Raw genomic sequence first — 20,526 nt, 5'->3', positions numbered from 1 at the left:
AAGTTTATTTAGTCGTGTAATTTATTGATGAAGAATTAAATCCTCCACCCAAAGCTTGAATTAGATAAAGGTAGGAACTTTCGGCATTGAGGTTGGTTTGCTCTAAAAGTTGTTTTTGAGCAATCAACATTAACTCATTTTTTAAGAGTTGCTCGTTTGAAATTAAACCCACTTTTTTTCTTGACTCTAGCTGATTAAAAATATGCTGTGACTTTTCTGTTGCTTTGTTTTGGAATTGCACTTGTTGGGTAGCGAACTTCACTTTGGTAATCCCATCGGCAGATTGTTTCAACGCTTGTAATAAAGCTTCATGGTATCTGGCAGTGGCTTCGTTGTTCGTCGCCTTTTTCGCGGCAATATTTGCCTCGATTCTGCCTCCATTGAAGATTGGCAAATTAATCACTGGCCCAATCGAAAAAAGTTGACTCGAGCTACTCAGTAAACGATCTAGCCCAAAAGATTGATAACCCAAATTCGCTTGTAAATCAAAGCTTGGCAAGTAATCCAATTGAGCTGCAGAGTACTCTATTCCACTCGCCATTACTTGACTCAGTAGTGCTTGTAAATCTGGTCTTCTCGCAATGAGGTCCGAGGGAATTTGTTGGTTAGGTACCAAAGAATTACTCGGAAATTTAATGTTTGGAATCACTAGATTACTAACCCAACTTGGCGAGTTCCCAGTCAATATAGCGAGTTGGGTAGCATACATATCCACAATCGATTGGGCTATCGCAAGTTGTGAAAATGCCCGATCTAACTCAATGGACTCTTGATTTACGACCAGAGAATCAATCACACCCTTTTGTTGACGCTCAATATTAATAGCTAATAACTCTTTTTGAATCTCACTCGCTCGTTGCATCAAATTTCGACTTTTGAGAGCGATATCGTACTCAGCATAGGCGGCTACGATTGCAATTTGTAAATTTAAACGAGTTAACTCACCCTCTAGAAGTGCCCCTTTTAAACGATATTTTGATGCCTCAAATAGTTTTTCATTTTTCCCCCAAATATCAAGAGACCATGAAAAAGTTCCGGCCACAAATCCATAGTTTGCGATCCGATCCATTACACCCGGAATAAAAATATAGTTTTGTGACAACTGTTGACGATTTGCCTGAGCTGTTAAGCCAATCTGTGGGAGTAATACCGACCGACTAGAATTTAACAGGGCCTGAGCTGTCGCTACTCGTTCGCTTGCCACCTTTAAGGTTGGTGAGTTAGTTACGCCCATCTCGACTAAGCGATTTAATTGCGGATCCCCAAAAGCCTGCCACCATTTCGCATCTAACTGTTGGGAGCTGATTTCTAACTTTGATTCGATCGTCGCAAGATCAGGTATATTCGAAGTTGACTCTTTACTGATTAAACCAGTACAAGCTGATAAATTCAGTGTGAGCAAGATCATTAAGAGATAATAAAGAGACTTTTTTGGATTCATTAACAATCTACTATTTTATGGAAAACGCAAGGAACATACAGCCCTAAATCGTAACAGAACTTTCATGTCCTTTCAGTAAATCGCGGGCTGGATTTTCTTCAAAATAACTAACAACATCCTTATTTACTCCTTAGTGGTGCAACACATGAAACCTACAAACAAATCAACCCAAGATAAGTACGAAATCAAAGAGCATCAATCCATTGATCTGCTAAAAGAGCTGCATATTTTGACGCGTGATGGAAAAATGAATCAGGATAGTCGTCGAAAATTAAAACAGGTTTACCATTTAGTGCAGTTTATAGAGCCTATCATTACCGAACTTTTTGCAACAAAAGAATCAGTTCAGTTAATCGACTTTGGTTCTGGCAAATCTTATCTTGGTTTTATTCTTTACGACTTAATTGGCAAATTGCAAAGTAAACCGCTAGAAATTATTGGGATTGAACTACGAAAAGATTTAGTCGATTACTGTCAGACTTTAGCCCTTAAACTTCAATTTAATAATATGGCCTTTCATCTCTTATCAACCGATGAGGCAATTCAAAGTACTGATCTTCCACCGACAGTTGACATAGTCACTGCATTGCATGCTTGTAATACGGCGACCGATGATGCAATACGATTCGCATTAGCAAAACATGTTGAACATCTGGTATTAGTTCCCTGCTGTCAAGCTGAGGTCGCATCCTTTTTAAGAAAAAAGAAATCGATTGAAGGCGAAGATAGTTACCTTGCGCAAATTTGGCGTCATCCGATCCACAGTAGAGAGTTTGGTAGTCATATTACCAATGTATTAAGAACTTTGCAGCTTGAATCGCATGGTTATCAAGTAACCGTCACTGAATTAGTAGGTTGGGAACACTCCATGAAAAATGAATTGATCATTGCCAGCAAAGGTTTGAATTCAAAACAGCAGAATAAAGCACGTGAAGATTTGAATACCCTATTAAATAAGCTTCAACTGCATGAACTGGTAACCCGATTTAATTAATTTTCTTGAACGTCAACTCAACTGGTTCAATTTTCGTTATGAGTATGTAATCTTCCATTCATTGCGAAAGGGTTTCAAATGAAATTCAACCGAGCTTTTAAAACAGTCGTTTCTATCAGTGCATTTTGTTTCATCGGTGTTACTCACCAAGTGCATGCAGATCCAATTGGTGCAATTCTTGGCGGCCTTGTAGGATCACAATTTGGTGAGGGTAATGGCAAGATTGCCATGACGGTCATTGGCGCGGTTGCTGGTAATTTAGCCACTTCTCAGTATCAAAATACTCAGATGATACCGACCTACCAAACGGCCCACTATGCGCCTCAAGTTTACAATGCCCCGCCCTTGTATTACGAACCACAAAGGCCCAACATTTACTATGCTCAACCTTATGCTCCACCGGTCTATTACCAACCGGCACCAGTGTTTCGCGCTCCCAATTACGGCTACAGAGGAGACGAACAGAGGCGATTCTATGGTCATCGTCACTCGTCAGAAAACTATCGTGAGTATAGAGAAAATCGTGATTATCGTGGTTGGAGATAACTGAGTCGGGTTCAAGCATTGGGTGCTTGCGCAGAGAATCCAACTTAGAACTAATTCTTTAGCCTTCAGTTAGGCCGTAGCTTGATTGACTGCCTGATGAATCTTTGCGATATGTTGGTAGGAATCAAGGCGAACTTGAAAGTCATAAGCCCAGGTAATAATTGCCACTTCTTGTACATTAAGGTCTGCGCATAAGTTATTCAACTTACCTAATACTTGCTCTGGATTGCCGATTAAGGCTTTTTCACACATCCGATCAAAGGTTTTGAGCTCTTGGTCATTCAGGCCTTCCAATGCATACTGAGGATCTTGCATTGGTTTCAGCAAGCCTTTATTCCGGTCAATCTTGTTTCTTGCCCTACTTCTAAAGGCATAGATTGCATTTTCTTCTGTATCAGCAGTTAGCGACCATGCGCAAATAATTGCTTTGGGCTCGGCTAGATATTTAGATGGTTTGAAATTTTCAAAATATAAATCTAAGGCCTCTTTAGCACCAACTCCGTCAGTAATAAAGTGGGCAAATACATAAGGTAAGCCGAAGTGTGCGGCAACTTGTGCCCCGTAATCAGAACTACCTAGAATCCAAACTTCTGGGGTAGTAGTACCCGTTGGATAAGCATGAACACCACGCGCTGGATGACCTACCGGAAAGTCTTCATCATTTAACCAAAGTTGTAATTCTTGAACTTGTGTCGGGAAACGAGCCGCTGATTGTGGATCTGGATTCAGTAACATTGCGGTCCTAGAATCACTGCCAGGGGCTCTGCCAACGCCCAAATCAATCCGACCAGGTGCTAATGCATCTAGGACTCGAAACTGCTCTGCGACTTTTAAAGAACTATAGTGAGGCAACATCACACCAGCACTACCAAGACGAATGCGTTGGGTCTTGGCAGCGATGTGGGCCATCAGCACTTCTGGTGCAGTGCCAACAATGCTGGGGTGACTATGATGTTCAGACACCCAAAACCGCTCGTATCCTAAAGCCTCACAGTGAATAGCAAGCTGCGTAGCTTGAGAGATGGTTTGTTGAGCACTCTGCCCCATGACAGCGGCAGATTGTTCGAGAACGGAAAGGTGCTTTAACATCTCAGTTTGAATTAGATGGCTTCGGCAATGACCTTACCAAAATCAGTAGTCGTTCCCTTACCACCCATATCTGGTGTCAAAGGCGCGTGATCTGGACCGGCAGCTAAAACCTTCTCAAATGCATTCACAATCGCGGTGGAAGCTTCCACGTGACCTAAATGCTCTAGCATCATCGCGGCACTCCAAATTTGACCAATTGGATTGGCAATTCCTTTGCCAGCGATATCGGGTGCTGAACCATGAACTGGTTCAAACAAAGAAGGATATATTCCCTCAGGATTAATATTTCCTGAAGGAGCGATACCAATCGTGCCAGTACAAGCAGGACCTAAATCGGACAAAATATCACCGAACAAATTACTACCCACCACCACATCAAAATGATGGGGACGGAGCACAAAGAAAGCCGTCAAAATGTCGATATGGAATTTATCTACGAGAATTTCAGGATAATCCTTCGACATATTTTCTACACGCTTATCCCAATAAGGCATGGTAATAGAAATACCATTCGATTTTGTAGCAGACGTTAAATGTTTTTTAGGTCTTTTGTTAGCAAGCTCAAAAGCAAATTTTAAAATTCGATCGACGCCAACCCTAGTCATAATCGTTTCTTGAATTGCAAACTCTCTATCAGTTCCCTCGAACATAATGCCACCGGCATTTGAATACTCACCTTCAGTATTTTCTCTGACGACATAAAAATCAATATCGCCAGGTTTTCTGTTCGCTAATGGACTTGGCACCCCTGGAATCAATTTAACGGGTCTTAAGTTAACGTATTGATCAAAGCGCTTACGGAATTGAATTAAGCTACCCCATAATGAAATATGGTCAGGAACCAACTTAGGCATACCCACTGCGCCAAAAAAGATAGCATCTTGTTTAACAAGGGTATCAAACCAATTATCAGGCATCATCTGGCCGTGTTTTAAATAATAATCGCAACTCGCAAAGTCATAATGATTTAGAGTTAGATCAATATTAAATTTTCTACAAGCAGCATCCAGTGCTCTCAAGCCCTCTGGCATTACCTCAACACCAATTCCATCACCTGGAATAACTGCAATTTCATGTTTATTTGTCATTTTTAACTCACCGCTCTCCGTATTTCCTTCAATTTCTGTTTATTTTCCTGATCTTCATCAGATTCACCAACAACTACTACATTATCTCCAACCTGCTCCATCCGAATCGTGTCTTTTGGACAAATAGGTGCACCATAATCCGCCCACTTTTTTAATAAAGTAACTTCGTAACCACAGGTGGGACATTTCGCTTTACTTCTTGAAGCATTGCTAGGTCTTGGTGGTGGAAAGTTTAATGCACGATGTGGATAAGGACCTAATTTATTACTCAAAGTCATTAATCGAATTTTTAAAGACTCTCCCGCATGCGCCATTCGAGCAGGCCCCTCTAGGCCAACAACATGGGCAATTCCTTGAAAATCAGCACCATGACCACTTTGACAATCATCAATTGCGTGACAAATTTCATGGACCAAGGTATCTAAAACATCGACTGGGTCCTCAATTTTTGGGGAGATAAAAATCTCATTTACCATATCACCTGAACGCTCTCTCGGCCAACATTGACCTAAGGTTGTGCGTGGGCTACTTGAAGCAGCAAACCCACAGGACACCTTTAAAGGAGGAATTCCATAACCAACCTCTGAAAAAACAGGCTCCAAAATGGCAACGGCTTGTTGAAGCCAAGTCTCACGGTTTGTATAGGTGTCAGTCATATTATTTGAGAAATTATCTTAGGTGTTAATTATCGCTTGAATTCAAAATAATTGAAGGAAAAAAATCTATTTATACCGAAAATTCTCTAGAGTTGTAAAATACTATTTATTTAAATAACCCCTTTTTTGGAGACTTCATGTCAGCACCTTTTTATAGCGCATCTGAAGATGTACTACATTATGTAAATGGTCAAAAAACGCTCGGTGAATCTGTGCGTTTTAGCGATGTTTTTAATCCAGCAACTGGCCAAAAAGCAAGAAGGGTTGCACTAGCAACAACGTCCGATGTCGCTAGTGCTGTTGCTGCAGCTCAAAAAGCATTTCCAAAGTGGGCAGACACCCCTCCTCTGCGCCGTGCAAGGATTATGTTTAAATTTTTGGAGTTGCTCAATGAACACCAAAATGAACTAGCGGCAATTATTACCGCTGAGCATGGCAAGGTGTTTACTGATGCTCAAGGTGAAGTTGTTAGAGGTATTGAGGTAGTCGAGTATGCAACTGGCATCCCTGAACTTCTGAAAGGTGAATATACCGATCAAGTTTCAACGAATATAGACAACTGGACAATGCGTCAGCCTTTAGGTGTGGTAGCTGGTATTACTCCATTTAACTTTCCAGTAATGGTTCCAATGTGGATGTTCCCAATGGCAATCGCTGCTGGTAATACCTTTATTTTAAAACCTAGCCCAACTGATCCCTCTGCAGCCATGTTAATTGCTGATTTATTTAAGCAAGCTGGCTTGCCTGATGGTGTGTTTAACGTCATTCAAGGTGACAAAGTTGCTGTAGATGCTTTGATCGAACACCCTGATGTAAAAGCATTAAGCTTCGTTGGATCGACACCAATCGCTAACTACATTTATGAACGTAGTGCTCACTTTGGTAAGCGCGTTCAAGCTTTAGGTGGTGCTAAAAATCACATGGTAATCATGCCTGATGCTGACATTGAAAAGTCAGTAGATGCGCTAGTTGGCGCTGCATATGGTTCTGCTGGAGAGCGTTGTATGGCAATCTCTGTGGCTGTTTTAGTTGGCTCAGCTGCTGAAAAAGTGATGCCTGCCTTAATTGAGAGAACGAAACAACTGAAAATCAAAAACGGCATGGAACTTGATGCTGAAATGGGTCCAATTGTCACTGATGTAGCAAGACAAAGAATTACGGGTTACATTCAAGCTGGTGTTGAGGAAGGTGCGAACTTGTTAGTCGATGGTCGTTCATTTAATGTGCCTGGATTCGAGAATGGTTTCTGGTTAGGTGGTACTTTATTTGATAATGTCACCCCAGAAATGAAAATTTACAAAGAAGAAATTTTTGGACCTGTGTTGTCTTGTATGAGACTCGCTACTTTCAGTGAAGCTGTTGATTTAATCAATGCGCATGAATTTGGTAATGGCGTTTCTTGCTTTACAAGTGATGGAAATATCGCCCGTGAATTTGCACGTCGGATTCAGGTTGGAATGGTTGGTATCAACGTTCCAATCCCTGTACCAATGGCTTGGCATGGCTTTGGTGGTTGGAAAAAATCTCTATTTGGCGATATGCATGCTTATGGTAGAGAAGGCGTTAGATTCTATACAAAACAAAAGAGTATCATGCAACGTTGGCCAGAAAGCATTTCAAAAGGAAATGAATTTGTGATGCCGACTGCAAAGTAATTTGCTTTAGTAGAAGTTAAAAACCGTTTAATTCAACGCAATGTTAAATTAAACGGTTTTTTTACGCCCTGTAGTTTTACTGCAAAGTACTTTTTAATGCTGGTGGGATTGGTAATGAAAACACTTCAATACCTTCATCAACTAATTCAGCTGCTTCATCTATTGTAGCTACGCCACGAATACTTCTTTGTGGGCTCTCTTGATAATGAATCTTGCGAGCTTCCTCAGCAAATGACTCCCCAACATCCTCTGTATTGGTCATAATTTCCCGAACAACAGAAAGCATTGTGGCTTGCATTTTTTCTTGAAACTCTTGCTTCTGTTCTGGACTCAAGTGCATTGCGTCTTTTGAAGGAAGCCCACTCTTTGCTGGAGGTTGGTTCTCTTTTTCTGAGCCCTGCTCTGTGGCATTAGATTTCTTGGTCCCCAAATAGGGCGCAGATGGCATCCGAGTGATGTCCGAGCTTTCACATACAGGACAAGATAAGATTGATTTTTCTTGTTGCGCAAAAAAATCATCCTCAGATCGAAACCAACCTTCGAAATGATGACTTAATGGGCAAGCTAGGTTATAAACTTTCATTCTTTGTATATGGGGCTGAAAAATGTAATTTCAAGTATGTTTAATAGATTATGACCGATTTATGATGGAGACTAACAATTCATTAAAAAAATTAGATTGTTCAGATAATGAACATTGGATTAGCTTGATAACTTTGACAAATAATCTTTTAACCAATAATGCGAAATAATTGTCTTTACATCCGTGATGACGCCAACCTTAATCCACTCGCTGATTTCTTCCATAGTAGCGTTAAAAGTGTCCAAAAACTCTTCCTCATCTAACTTTGCTGAGCCTTGGATTAAACCTTTCGCTAGATAAATATCAATAAATTCAGTCGAATAAGAAATAACTGGGTGAATTTTCCCTAGAAAAACCCATTCGCTTGCCTCAAATCCTGTTTCTTCTTTTAATTCTCTTTTGGCACACTCTAAAGGATCTTCACCAAACTCCAATTTTCCAGCGGGGATTTCTAAAATTGCCCTATTCAACGGATAGCGAAACTGTCTCTCTAATAAGACAGAGTGATCATTAAAAAGTGGCACAATCGCGACTGCACCTGGGTGTTTAATATATTCACGATTCGCAATTTTCCCATTCGGCAATTGGACTTCATCGCGATACAGTTTAAGAAATAACCCCTCATAGGCTAAATTGCTATCAAGGGTATGTTCTTTTAAGTGTTCATCATTTTCTGGTAATTCAGAAAAGACTTTTACTGGTTTTTGAGGAGCCGACATTACCCTTGCATAGTTAAGCGCATTGCTGACAAACACAGCGCTGTTAAAGTTGCAGGGAAAACACCGGCAAAAAGAATAAATAAGCCGTTGATTGTAAGGACTGCACGTGCAAAACCAGAACCCTCAATCGGAGAAAAATCTACTGGCTCTTCAAAGTACATTGTTTTCACAACTCTTAAATAATAGAAGGCGCCGATTAAAGAAGCAAAGACGGCGAAAAGAGCGAGTGGCACGTAACCAGCATCAACCAAGGCCTCTAGGATGGATAATTTTGCAATGAAACCGACTGTCGGGGGAATACCTGCTAAAGAGAACATTAATAGCAACATAATGAAAGCAAGTACTGGACTACGTTTATTTAAACCTTTTAAATCTTCAATCGTTTCGCACTCAAAACCTTTTCTAGACAAGATCATTAAGAGTCCAAAACTACCGAGCGTAGAAAGAACGTAGGTGATTGCGTATAAAAATGCTGCGCTGTACGCATGACTATCAAAGACTGACATAAAACCTAAAAGCATGAAACCCATATGTGAAATGGTTGAGTAAGCTAACATTCGCTTAATATTTGTTTGTGCAATCGCGGTTAAGTTGCCAATCACTAAAGAACAAATTGCTAGAAAAATCAAAATGGGTTGCCAATCAGATTGAATGGGCTGTAAACCATCAACTAATAATCTGAAAGTTATTGCAAATGCCGCAATTTTTGGAGCTCCACCAATCAGTAATGTTACTGCAGTTGGCGCACCATCATAAACATCTGGAACCCACATATGAAAAGGTGCAGCGCCTAACTTAAACGCTAGGCCAGCAAGTAAAAAAACCAGGCCAAAAGCCAACACAAGACGCATTACACCATCGTCAGTTGTTGCTCGATAAATATCATCTAATCCAAGAGATCCAGTGGCTCCATAAATCATCGACATTCCATACAGTAAAAATCCAGAAGAAAGCGCGCCAAGAATAAAATACTTCATTCCAGCCTCAATTCCTCTCGGAAAGTTGGGGCGCATGGCCGTTAATGTATAGGTTGATAATGCCAATAACTCAATCCCCAAGTAGAGAGTTAACATGTTGGAGCCGGAAATCATCACAAACTGTCCCAAAAGGGCAAGTAATGCGAGAGCAATAAAGTCCGTTCTGAATAGATCTCTATCCATTAAATATTGCTTTGAATAAATAAATGTGACGAGTACTGCAATGCAAGAAACACTTTTTAGAACATTAGATAGTGGATCAACTTTATAAAGGTCGTTCATAATCATCTGGGGTAAGTCAGATGAACGAATACCAAACCAAAATGCCAATACGATTAAAGTGAGTAAAGTTAATTGATATGCAAATGAAGCTGCCTTTGGAGTAAAAAAGACATCCTCATCGTTTGACTCTACTTCTTTCATGAAGGGAGTAACCAGCAAAATAAAACAAATAACTAGCAATAAAAGTAATTCAGGTAGTATTTCAATCAGGTCTAAAGCTTGCATGTTGGTTCCAATATTTTAAATCTTACTGACAGCTATATGTTTTAATAACTCAATCGTGGACGGGTGAATAATGTCCGTGAATGGTTTTGGATAAACACCCATAGCAATTGTCAAAATAGCGAGCAGGCCAAGAATAAAAAATTCTCTACCATTAATATCTTTTAATTCAGCAACATGATGGTTTGTAATCTCGCCAAAAAACACTCGCTTTGTCATCCATAGTGAATAAGCAGCGCCAAGAATTAAAGCAGTTGCAGCCAATAATCCAATCAGGAAGTCATAGTCGACCGCACCTAAAATCACCATAAACTCACCGACAAAACCTGATGTAGCTGGTAGACCACAATTTGCCATAGCAAATAAAACGCCGAAAACAGCAAATCTTGGCATCGTATTGACCACTCCACCGTAATCGGCAATTTGACGAGTATGCATACGGTCGTACAAAACACCGATTGAAAAGAACATTGCCCCAGAAACAAATCCATGTGAAATCATTTGCACAATGCCACCCTCAAACCCCATGGGATTAAAGATAAAAAAGCCTAGCGTTACAAAGCCCATATGTGCAATTGAAGAATAGGCTACTAGCTTTTTCATATCCTTTTGGACTAATGCGACAAGCCCAATATAAATGACCGCAATTAATGAAAGTGTAATCATAAACGGTGCTAAATATAAGCTTGCATCAGGAGCTATTGGTAATGAGAACCTTAAAAATCCATAAGCACCTAGTTTTAACATAATAGCTGCTAGGACAATTGATCCTCCAGTCGGGGCTTCAACGTGAGCATCAGGCAACCAAGTATGAACTGGCCACATCGGTACCTTTACAGCAAAGGCCATCAAGAATGCAATAAAGATAAATAGCTGTTCTTTGAAATCTAACTTCGCAGTATGCCAAGTCAAAATATCAAAGGTATCCGTTGCATTGTATAAATATAAAATTGCAATTAAAGTTAATAAAGAACCCATCAAGGTATAGAGGAAGAATTTGAATGCGGCGTATATTCTATTTTTTCCACCCCATACACCAATAATGATGTACATCGGAATTAAGGTAGCCTCAAAAAAGACATAGAACAGCAAACCATCTAAAGCTGCAAAAACCCCAATCATTAATCCAGAAAGGATCAAAAATGCGGCCATGTACTGAGCAACTCTTTCTTGAATCACTTCCCAAGCAGATAACACCACAATGATGGTAATGAATGAAGTGAGAACAACAAACCAAACAGATATCCCATCCACCCCTAAGTGATAATTGATGTCGTAGCGTGAAACCCAAGCCACATTTTCAACAAACTGCATCGTTGTTTTGGCAACATCAAAATCAATCACCAGTGGTAGCGTTATCACAAAACTTAGGATAGACGCAAAAAGAGCGAAGCCTCGCACAAAACCAGGATTGCGATCTGAACCGCTTCCTAAAATAATGATGCCAAAGACAATCGGCATCCAAATAGCTAAAGATAAAATCATGACCTGCCGCTTATTTAATTGAGCCCAAGTGGGTATAAAGAATCCATGTAACTAAACCGATGACTGCAATAATCATTGCAAATGCATAGTGGTATAAATAACCCGTTTGAAATTGCCTTGATACACCAGAAATCCATCCAACGAATTTGGCACTACCATTGACTACAAAACCATCAATCATTTTTTGATCACCAATTTGCCAAAGTCTCTCACCAATCCAGCTTGCTCCCCGACCAAAAACCAACTGATTAAAGTCATCCAAATAGTATTTGTTATCCAAGACATTTTTAATCGGTGCAAAGATACGGGCAATAGTACTTGGAATAATCGGCAACCACAAATAGAAGACAGCAGCACAAGCCACTCCAGAAAACGCTAGCCAAAATACAAGGGTAGAAAATGCATGCATCGCCATTGGCACAGCACCATGGAATGCGGATTGCAACTCTTCCATCGCTGGATGTTTCTCTAAATCATTAAAAATAGCGCCTTCAAAGAATCCTCCAAACAACATTGGCTCAATCGCAAAAAAACCAATGAGTAAAGATGGAATAGCTAGCATCACCAGAGGGAGAGTAACGACCCAAGGAGATTCATGGGGTTTCTGACCGGGGGCTAAGCCATGATGCTCATCATGTGCGTGATCATCATGGTGGTCATCATGACTATGCTCAGCATGGGTTAGACCAAACCGTTCTTTACCGTGGAATACTAAGAAATACATTCTAAATGAATAAAAAGCTGTTACGAACACACCAATCATCACAGCATAATAAGCAAAGGTGGAGCCATACAGATGACTCTCAGAAACTGCTTCAATAATGGAATCTTTAGAATAAAAACCCGAGAAAAATGGTGTTCCAATTAAAGCCAAACTACCGATCAATGAAGTCAACCAAGTAATCGGCATGTACTTCCGCAAGCCACCCATATTCCGCATATCTTGATCATGGTGCATACCCATAATGACACTGCCGGCCCCCAAGAATAATAGCGCCTTAAAGAAAGCATGGGTCATTAAATGAAAAATGGCTACTGGATAAGCTGAAACACCCAACGCGACCGTCATGTAACCAAGCTGTGAAAGTGTTGAATATGCAACTACTTTCTTGATGTCAGTCTGAACAATCCCTAAAAAGCCCATGAAAAGTGCTGTGATAGATCCAATAATTAAAATAAATGACAGAGCTACATCAGATAATTCAAAAAATGGTGACATTCTACTGACCATGAAGATACCTGCTGTAACCATGGTTGCAGCATGAATCAATGCCGAGATTGGTGTTGGTCCTTCCATCGAATCTGGTAACCATACATGTAATGGAAACTGAGCTGATTTACCCATGGCGCCAATAAACAAACAAATACATGTCACCGTCATTAAATTCCAATTCGTGCCGGGTAAACTTTGGGCAAAAATGTTATTCGCTTGACCAAAAGCAACCTGATAGTCCATGGTTCCTGTAGATGCAAGGATTAAACCTATACCGAGAATAAAGCCGAAGTCACCAACACGATTCACTAAGAAGGCTTTCATATTGGCAAAAATGGCAGTAGGTTTTTTGTACCAAAAACCAATTAAAAGATAAGATACAAGGCCAACGGCTTCCCAGCCAAAAAACAATTGTAAAAAATTGTTGCTCATCACCAACATCAACATCGCAAAGGTGAATAAAGAAATGTAGGCAAAAAACCTGTTATAGCCCTCATCTTCTGCCATGTACCCAATGGTATAAATATGTACCATCAAAGAGACAAAGGTCACAACAACCATCATCATGGCGGATAGAGGATCAATTAAAAATCCAACAGGTAAAACTAACTCATTACCTAATTTCATCCACTCGTAAATATTGCCATTAAATCTAGCGCCATCAAGAACATCGAACAATACATGAATTGAGAGGCCACAGGCAATAGCCACCCCTAAAATAGTTATGCGGTGACAAGAGGTTTTATCTAATAAATTACCGAAAAATTTTGTACCAAAAAAGCCAGCTATCATGGCTCCAAAGAGTGGAGCCAATGGAATAGCAAGTAAAAGGATGGGGTTAAGTGTTTGCGTCATTGTCATTTTTACTAATTTATCCTGTTAACCCTTCAATTGCCCTAGATCTTCAGAGCTAACGGTATCTCTAGTTCTGAACAAAATCACTAAAATGGCTAAACCAATGGCTGCCTCTGCTGCTGCTACCGTCAAAATAAAGAACACAAACACCTGTCCAAGCATATCGCCACCGTAATGGGAAAATGCCACAAAATTTGTATTGACCGCTAAAAGCATCAATTCAATTGACATTAATAAAACGATAATATTTTTTCGATTTAAAAAAATACCAATAATTCCAGTGGCAAAAAGAATGGCCGCTAAAACTAAGTAATGAGCTAGGGTAATCATATGAATTATTTCTTTCCGTCCTGACGATTCTGAACATCTGCGGGCATCGAAATGATTCGGATGCGATCTTCTTTTCTAGTCCGAATTTGTGCTGAGATATCTTGTGATTTATGATCTTTACGGCGACGTAAAGTTAAAGCAACAGCTGCAACAATGGCCACGAGCAAGATGATTCCAGCAATCTCAAAAGCAAAAACATAGTCGCCATAAATCAACTTACCTAAACTCATGGTGTTGCTCTCTCCGACCGGAGTTTGGAGTGGCATGGGAACTCTTGAACCAATAAAGCCTCGAACGAGTACCACGGTCATCTCAACGACAATCACAATGCCCACGATGGATGCTAACGGTAAAAATTGTTTAAATTGACTACGCAAATGAGCTACATCTAAGTCCAACATCATCACCACAAACAAGAATAAAACCATTACTGCACCGACATAGACAAGAATCAGTGCAATCGATAAAAATTCTGCTTGTAGCAACATCCAAATTCCAGCTGCATTAAAAAAAGCCAGCACTAAGAACAAGGCAGCATGAACAGGGTTTTTAGTACTAATTACTTTGAGTCCGGAGATTACCAGAACAGAAGCAAAAGTATAAAAAAGAAAGGTTAGGGAATCAAATTTCATGGCTTATTTCTTTTATCGATATTTAGCATCAGCAGATTTCTTATCCGCAATTTCGTTTTCAAATTGATCGCCTACTGCTAAGAGCATTTCCTTGGTGAAGTACAAATCACCACGCTTCTCACCATGGTATTCGTGGATATGTGTTTCAACAATTGCGTCAACGGGACATGCCTCTTCGCAAAATCCACAAAATATGCATTTTGTTAAATCAATGTCATACCTCGTCGTTCTTCGAGAGCCATCTTCCCTTTGGTCAGATTCAATCGAAATGGCTAAAGCTGGGCAAACTGCTTCGCATAATTTACAAGCGATGCAACGTTCCTCACCATTTGGATACCTTCTGAGAGCATGCAAGCCTCTAAAACGTGGCGACATTGGTGTTTTTTCTTCAGGATATTGAATAGTTGTTTTAGGGGCAAATAAATATTTCCCCGTCAAACTCATACCCTTAAAGACTTCCTTTAAAAGCAAACTATTTAAAAACTCGCGAACATTATTCAACATCTGATTTTTCCAGTAAATTACAGTTCTTTATTTCCATACGCTTAAGGGTGAAACTACCCAAGCACCAACTAAAACTACCCAAAACACGGATAAAGGAATAAAAACCTTCCAACCCAATCTCATAATTTGGTCATATCGATAACGAGGTAAAGATGCTCTTAGCCAAATGAATACGGATAACAATAAGAATGTTTTTAGAAGTAACCAAAAAAAGCCTGGGATATCTCTTAGGATTGGTAAATCAACAATTGGCAACCAACCTCCCAAAAAGAGCGTAGCGCACATCGTTGTAATCAGAATCATGTTGGCGTATTCAGCAAGGAAGAACATGGCAAAGGCCATTCCAGAATACTCAATCATATGACCAGCAACAATCTCTGACTCACCCTCGACCACGTCAAATGGATGACGATTGGTTTCAGCAACGCCAGAAATAAAATAAATGACAAACATTGGCAAAAGCGGCAACCAATTCCAAGATAGAAAATTCAATCCAATGTCCGCAAAAATACCATGGGATTGTGCCTTTACAATGTCCCCTAAGTTGAGAGTACCAGACACCATCAAAACCGCAACCAAAGCAAAACCCATTGCAATTTCGTAAGAGACCATTTGTGCAGAGGCACGCATTGCTCCTAAAAAAGCATATTTAGAATTTGAAGCCCAACCAGCAAGAATAACTCCGTAAACTCCCACTGATGTAATTGCCATGACATAAAGAAGGCCAGCATTGACATCCGCCAAAATCAGATCCGCTTGAAATGGCACCACTGCCCAGGCGGCGAAGGCTGGTGCAATCACCATAATCGGACCAATGATGAACAGAACTTTATTTGCACGAGTTGGCTGAATAACTTCTTTTAAAAGCAGTTTTAAAGCATCAGCAATAGGCTGCAACAACCCTAAAGGACCAACACGATTGGGGCCTAATCGGACATGCATCCAACCAATTAACTTTCTTTCCCAGAGAGTTAAATAGGCTACGCAAGCGAACATCGGTAAAACGATAATAACGATACGAATTAATGCCCAAACAACAGGCCACAACTGGCCAAAAACTTGTTCACCTTGAGCGGTAATTATTTCAATAATATTCATACACGCTCCAAAGTTAATTGGCCAAACATGGATCCTAGCAATGCACTTGCGGGGGTCGCTGCAGAAAGTCGAATCACACCATCTACTAATTCACTCTCTAAAGTAACTGGCATCACAACTTGTGACTCCCCCTGGGAAATACGCACGGCATCACCTTCCTTTAAATTCATTTCTTCAAATAGTTTGCGGGGAACGCCCACTTTGAGTGCTTTCTTACTATCGACTGTAAGTTTCAAAGCAGAAGAGCGTCGCACGATTGCATCAGTAAAATGAATTGGTACATCAGCTAAACGCTCATAAGCATCTGTAACTGGCGTCAATTGTGCATTCACTGCAATGGACTCATGTAAAGGCATCGTTACTTTTTCACCCAAATGTCCGATTGCACTACTTTTAACTTCATCCACTGTATTAAAGTTAAAGTTTGGTAAATCAAGTAGTCCACCCAAAACCCTTAAAACCTTCCATGCAGGTCTAGCTTGACCTAGAGGACGAACACTCGCTTGACTAGTTTGAATGTCGCCAGCGATATTAATATAAGTACCAGCTTGTTCAGCAAATGGTGTAATTGGCAAAATAACATCTGCTAGTTCAAGTAAATCTTCAGAAGCATATGCTGACAAAGCAATTACCGTTTGCGCATTTTGTAGCGCTAATTTGGCTAAGATTGGATCCGGCAAATCTACCGTTGGCTCCATGTTAAGAAGCACAAAAGCTTTTGCATTGGAGTTTAATATCTCTTGAACACCAAATTGGCTAACAGCTCCGACCACTTGAGCACCCACAAAATTCGCACCATCACCCAAAAAGCCGATTGTTGCATTGACAGCATTTGCAATCCAAGTAGCTATTGCATCAATTTGTGAATAGTTTGGATGGGCTAAAGCTGTATTACCAATGAGGACCGCTTTATTCTCACCAGATATCAATTTTTGAGCAAAGCCACGGGTAGTATCTGCAATCTCCATCTGACCACAGGGAGATGCAATGCCCTTCTCATGAGCAATAGCAGCAGCCAATTCCATAAGAACATTGAGCCAAGTTGAAGGAGCCGCCTTAATGCCCTGTGTTTTATCAATTAACCAACTATCAGAACCACTATCAATTCTGAGTAATTGCAGACGAGATTTTGCTGCTTTTCGAAGTCTGGCAGCTAAAAGTGGATGATCTTTCCTTAAAAAACTACCAATCACTAAACAACGATCTAAAGTCTCTAGTTTTTCAACGGGCATACCCAACCAATTCGTTCCAGGAGCGATTTGGTTATCAACTTGTCTCAATCGAGTTTCAATCTTGGTTGAACCAAAATCTTTCATTAACTTTTGAAGCAGATAGAGCTCTTCAACCGAAGATATGGGATGCGCTAAGGTAGCAATTGAATCTGCTCCATGATCAGCCTTCACTCCTTGAAGACCTGACTGAACATACTCAAGCGCATCTTGCCAATCACATTCAATCCATTCATTATTTTGCTTAACCATTGGCATCGTGATTCGATCATCACTTCTTAAACCTTCGTAAGCAAAACGATCTTTATCAGAAATCCAGCACTCGTTAACTTGCTCATTTTCTAGTGGCACTACCCTTTTAACTTCATCAGCTTTGGTTTGAACGATAATATTTGTTCCCAAAGAATCATGTGGGCTTACTGATTTTTTACGACCAAGTTCCCACGTTCTAGCCGCATACCTAAAAGGCTTACTCGTTAATGCTCCAACTGGACAAATGTCAATCATGTTGCCAGATAATTCAGAATCAACCGTCTGCCCAACAAAAGCTGTGATTTCGGAATGTTCACCTCGGTTTAACATTCCTAATTCCATCACACCTGCAATCTCTTGACCAAAACGAACACATCTTGTGCAATGGATGCAACGACTCATCTCCTCCATTGAAATCAATGGACCAACATTTTTATGGAAAACAACCCGTTTTTCTTCTTGATATCTCGAGTTAGACTTTCCATAACCAACAGTTAAATCTTGCAGTTGGCATTCACCACCCTGGTCACAAATTGGACAATCTAAGGGGTGATTAATTAGCAGGAATTCCATCACCGACTTTTGAGCCTCAATCGCCTTCGTTGACTTAGTAAAAACCTTCATACCAGCATTAACTGGAGTTGCACAAGCAGGCATTGGCTTTGGCGCTTTTTCAATTTCAACTAAGCACATACGGCAGTTAGCAGCAATCGACAACTTCTTGTGATAACAAAAATGCGGTATGTAAGTCCCAATTTGATGGGCAGCATTAATTACCGTAGTACCTTCTTTGACTTCAACCGGTTTGCCGTCGATTTCGATTTGAACCATTTCTAAATCACCTTAATCATTAAATACTCTAAATGCCTCAAATATATTCGGGCACGATACAACGTTTATTTTCGACGTGGAACACAAACTCATCCATGTAATGCTTTAACATACCCCGAACAGGCATTGCTGCAGCATCACCCAGTGCGCAAATGGTTCTACCCATAATATTTCCAGCGATCTCATTGAGCTGATCTAAATCTTCCATACGACCTTTACCATGCTCTATCCGATCCACCATCCGCCACAACCAGCCAGTACCTTCACGGCAAGGCGTACATTGACCACACGACTCTTCATGGTAAAAATAAGATAAGCGTAATAATGACTTCACCATGCAACGAGTGTCATTCATGACAATCACCGCACCAGATCCCAACATCGATCCAGCCTTAGAAATGCTGTCATAGTCCATATTCGTGGCTAGCATCATGTCGCCGGGAATCACTGGGGCAGAAGAACCGCCAGGGATAACAGCTTTTAATTTACGACCATCCCGCATGCCACCAGCCAACTCAAGTAATTTAGAGAAAGGTGTACCAAGTGGAATTTCATAATTGCCAGGTCTTACTACATCTCCAGAAACCGAGAAAATTTTAGTTCCACCATTATTCGGTTTGCCCAGTCCTAAATAAGCCTCTGGACCAACCTTAAAAATAAAAGGTACTGCTGCAAAGGTCTCAGTGTTATTAATCGTTGTTGGTTTACCATACAACCCAAAACTCGCAGGAAAAGGTGGTTTAAATCTCGGCTGACCTTTCTTTCCTTCAAGGGATTCTAACAAGGCAGTTTCTTCACCACAGATATAAGCACCATAACCATGATGCGCAAATAATTCAAATGAGAAATTAGTTCCCATGATTGACTCACCAAGGAAACCCGCAACACGAGCTTCCTCTAAGGCTTGCTCAAAAATCTCATATTCATTCCAGATTTCGCCGTGAATATAGTTATATCCTACAGGGATACCCATGGCATATGCAGCAATAGTCATGCCTTCAATCAATGCATGTGGGTTGTAGCGAAGGATATCTCGATCCTTAAAGGTTCCCGGTTCGCCCTCGTCTGAGTTGCAAACAAGATATTTATCCCCAGGTAATTGCCTAGGCATAAAACTCCACTTGAGTCCCGTTGGGAATCCAGCACCACCACGACCACGTAACCCTGATGCTTTTACGGTGGCAATCACTTGCTCAGGGGGAATTCCTTCGGTCAAAATTTTTCTTAGTGCGGCGTAACCACCACGTGATACGTAATCAGCCAAATGCCAATTAGAACCATTTAAATCCGCCAAAATTAACGGATTGATATGTAAGTTATGTAATGAGGTCATTAAATTTGTCCTGATGTTTGACTTGATGCACTAGCTTTTAACTCATCCAACATGGCATCGATCTTTTCATTACTCATCCAACTACACATTTTTTTATTATTAATAAGAGCAACTGGAGCATCTGCACAAGCACCCATACACTCGCCCTCAGTTAAGGTAAAAGTGCCACAAGGGGTTGTCTCATTAAAAGAGATACCAAGTTTTTCTTGAATGTATTTAGCGGCTCTTACCCCACCTGATAACTCACAAGGCAAGTTAGTGCAAACAGTAATCTTAAATTTGCCAACCGGTTTGTTGTTATACATGTTGTAAAAAGTTGCAACTTCTTGCACCCAAATCGGTGGCATTTCTAAAATTTTTGCAACTTCTTGAAGTACCTCTGGAGAGATCCAACCACACTCATCCTGTGCAACTGCGAGCGCTGCCATCACAGCTGATTGCTTTTGATCAGCTGGGTATTTAGCAACGTTTCTTGCTATTTCTTTCAATGCTTTTTCAGATAAATTTATCAT

General features: G+C 40.4%; 19 protein-coding genes. 3 read left to right on the top strand and 16 right to left on the bottom strand.

Going from position 1 to position 20,526, the window contains the following annotated elements:
- Positions 1-4 precede the first annotated feature (4 nt).
- Positions 5-1,441, bottom strand: a complete 1,437-nt coding sequence (locus B8983_RS07260; RefSeq protein WP_084283474.1) for an efflux transporter outer membrane subunit — start codon at positions 1,439-1,441, stop codon at positions 5-7.
- Between the two features lie 145 nt (positions 1,442-1,586).
- On the opposite strand from B8983_RS07260, the gene B8983_RS07255 reads away from it, so the two are divergent.
- Together B8983_RS07255 and B8983_RS14185 are read left to right on the top strand one after the other, a co-directional pair.
- Complete coding sequence (locus B8983_RS07255) at positions 1,587-2,435, top strand: class I SAM-dependent methyltransferase (RefSeq protein WP_084283473.1); 849 nt, start codon at positions 1,587-1,589, stop codon at positions 2,433-2,435.
- Between the two features lie 78 nt (positions 2,436-2,513).
- A complete protein-coding gene (locus B8983_RS14185; RefSeq protein WP_084283472.1) occupies positions 2,514-2,981 on the top strand; it encodes a glycine zipper 2TM domain-containing protein in 468 nt (155 codons plus the stop codon).
- A gap of 69 nt (positions 2,982-3,050) precedes the next feature.
- Here B8983_RS14185 and B8983_RS07245 read toward each other — a convergent pair whose 3' ends face one another.
- The 3 genes from B8983_RS07245 to B8983_RS07235 are packed head-to-tail and all read right to left on the bottom strand — an operon-like array spanning position 3,051 to position 5,814.
- Positions 3,051-4,070 carry an LLM class flavin-dependent oxidoreductase gene (locus B8983_RS07245; protein WP_084283471.1) on the bottom strand — a complete coding sequence of 340 codons (1,020 nt, stop codon included), beginning with the start codon at positions 4,068-4,070 and terminating at the stop codon, positions 3,051-3,053.
- Between the two features lie 11 nt (positions 4,071-4,081).
- Positions 4,082-5,158 carry a tartrate dehydrogenase gene (locus B8983_RS07240; RefSeq protein WP_084283470.1) on the bottom strand — a complete coding sequence of 359 codons (1,077 nt, stop codon included), beginning with the start codon at positions 5,156-5,158 and terminating at the stop codon, positions 4,082-4,084.
- 2 nt (positions 5,159-5,160) lie between these two features.
- Entirely contained in the window at positions 5,161-5,814 is a 654-nt protein-coding gene (locus B8983_RS07235; protein WP_084283469.1) for a SprT-like domain-containing protein, read from the bottom strand.
- A 137-nt stretch (positions 5,815-5,951) separates the two neighbouring features.
- Between B8983_RS07235 and B8983_RS07230 the strand changes: the two genes are divergently transcribed.
- Positions 5,952-7,469, top strand: a complete 1,518-nt coding sequence (locus B8983_RS07230; protein WP_084283468.1) for a CoA-acylating methylmalonate-semialdehyde dehydrogenase — start codon at positions 5,952-5,954, stop codon at positions 7,467-7,469.
- A gap of 76 nt (positions 7,470-7,545) precedes the next feature.
- On the opposite strand, the gene B8983_RS07225 is transcribed toward B8983_RS07230, so the two are convergent.
- The 12 genes from B8983_RS07225 to nuoE all read right to left on the bottom strand — a co-directional run bounded on the left by B8983_RS07225 (position 7,546) and on the right by nuoE (position 20,526).
- Entirely contained in the window at positions 7,546-8,052 is a 507-nt protein-coding gene (locus B8983_RS07225) for a DUF1178 family protein (RefSeq protein WP_084283467.1), read from the bottom strand.
- A gap of 119 nt (positions 8,053-8,171) precedes the next feature.
- Positions 8,172-8,771 carry an NUDIX domain-containing protein gene (locus B8983_RS07220; protein WP_084283466.1) on the bottom strand — a complete coding sequence of 200 codons (600 nt, stop codon included), beginning with the start codon at positions 8,769-8,771 and terminating at the stop codon, positions 8,172-8,174.
- A complete protein-coding gene (gene nuoN, locus B8983_RS07215) occupies positions 8,771-10,255 on the bottom strand; it encodes an NADH-quinone oxidoreductase subunit NuoN (protein ID WP_084283465.1) in 1,485 nt (494 codons plus the stop codon). Before nuoN ends, B8983_RS07220 begins: the two co-directional genes overlap by 1 nt.
- Before the next feature lie 15 nt (positions 10,256-10,270).
- Positions 10,271-11,737 (bottom strand): NADH-quinone oxidoreductase subunit M, encoded by a 1,467-nt coding sequence (locus B8983_RS07210; RefSeq protein WP_084283464.1) that lies wholly within the window; start codon positions 11,735-11,737, stop codon positions 10,271-10,273.
- Between the two features lie 10 nt (positions 11,738-11,747).
- Positions 11,748-13,805 carry an NADH-quinone oxidoreductase subunit L gene (nuoL, locus tag B8983_RS07205; RefSeq protein WP_084283524.1) on the bottom strand — a complete coding sequence of 686 codons (2,058 nt, stop codon included), beginning with the start codon at positions 13,803-13,805 and terminating at the stop codon, positions 11,748-11,750.
- Between the two features lie 24 nt (positions 13,806-13,829).
- Positions 13,830-14,135: an NADH-quinone oxidoreductase subunit NuoK gene (nuoK, locus tag B8983_RS07200; protein WP_084283463.1), complete on the bottom strand. Its 306-nt coding sequence runs from the start codon at positions 14,133-14,135 to the stop codon at positions 13,830-13,832.
- A 5-nt stretch (positions 14,136-14,140) separates the two neighbouring features.
- Positions 14,141-14,767: an NADH-quinone oxidoreductase subunit J gene (locus B8983_RS07195; protein WP_084283462.1), complete on the bottom strand. Its 627-nt coding sequence runs from the start codon at positions 14,765-14,767 to the stop codon at positions 14,141-14,143.
- 12 nt (positions 14,768-14,779) lie between these two features.
- On the bottom strand, positions 14,780-15,271 hold the full coding sequence (gene nuoI / locus B8983_RS07190; RefSeq protein ID WP_084283461.1) for an NADH-quinone oxidoreductase subunit NuoI: 492 nt from the start codon (positions 15,269-15,271) through the stop codon (positions 14,780-14,782).
- A 27-nt stretch (positions 15,272-15,298) separates the two neighbouring features.
- Positions 15,299-16,369 carry an NADH-quinone oxidoreductase subunit NuoH gene (gene nuoH / locus B8983_RS07185; protein ID WP_084283460.1) on the bottom strand — a complete coding sequence of 357 codons (1,071 nt, stop codon included), beginning with the start codon at positions 16,367-16,369 and terminating at the stop codon, positions 15,299-15,301.
- Entirely contained in the window at positions 16,366-18,681 is a 2,316-nt protein-coding gene (nuoG, locus tag B8983_RS07180; RefSeq protein ID WP_084283459.1) for an NADH-quinone oxidoreductase subunit NuoG, read from the bottom strand. Before nuoG ends, nuoH begins: the two co-directional genes overlap by 4 nt.
- A 37-nt stretch (positions 18,682-18,718) precedes the next feature.
- Positions 18,719-20,014, bottom strand: coding sequence for an NADH-quinone oxidoreductase subunit NuoF (gene nuoF, locus B8983_RS07175; protein WP_084283458.1), 1,296 nt, complete (start codon positions 20,012-20,014; stop codon positions 18,719-18,721).
- Positions 20,014-20,526: an NADH-quinone oxidoreductase subunit NuoE gene (gene nuoE / locus B8983_RS07170; RefSeq protein ID WP_084283457.1), complete on the bottom strand. Its 513-nt coding sequence runs from the start codon at positions 20,524-20,526 to the stop codon at positions 20,014-20,016. Before nuoE ends, nuoF begins: the two co-directional genes overlap by 1 nt.

This window comes from Polynucleobacter kasalickyi (genome assembly GCF_900176405.1).
GTDB classification, from domain to species: domain Bacteria; phylum Pseudomonadota; class Gammaproteobacteria; order Burkholderiales; family Burkholderiaceae; genus Polynucleobacter; species Polynucleobacter kasalickyi.
This window is presented reverse-complemented; position numbering and strand designations above follow the sequence as displayed.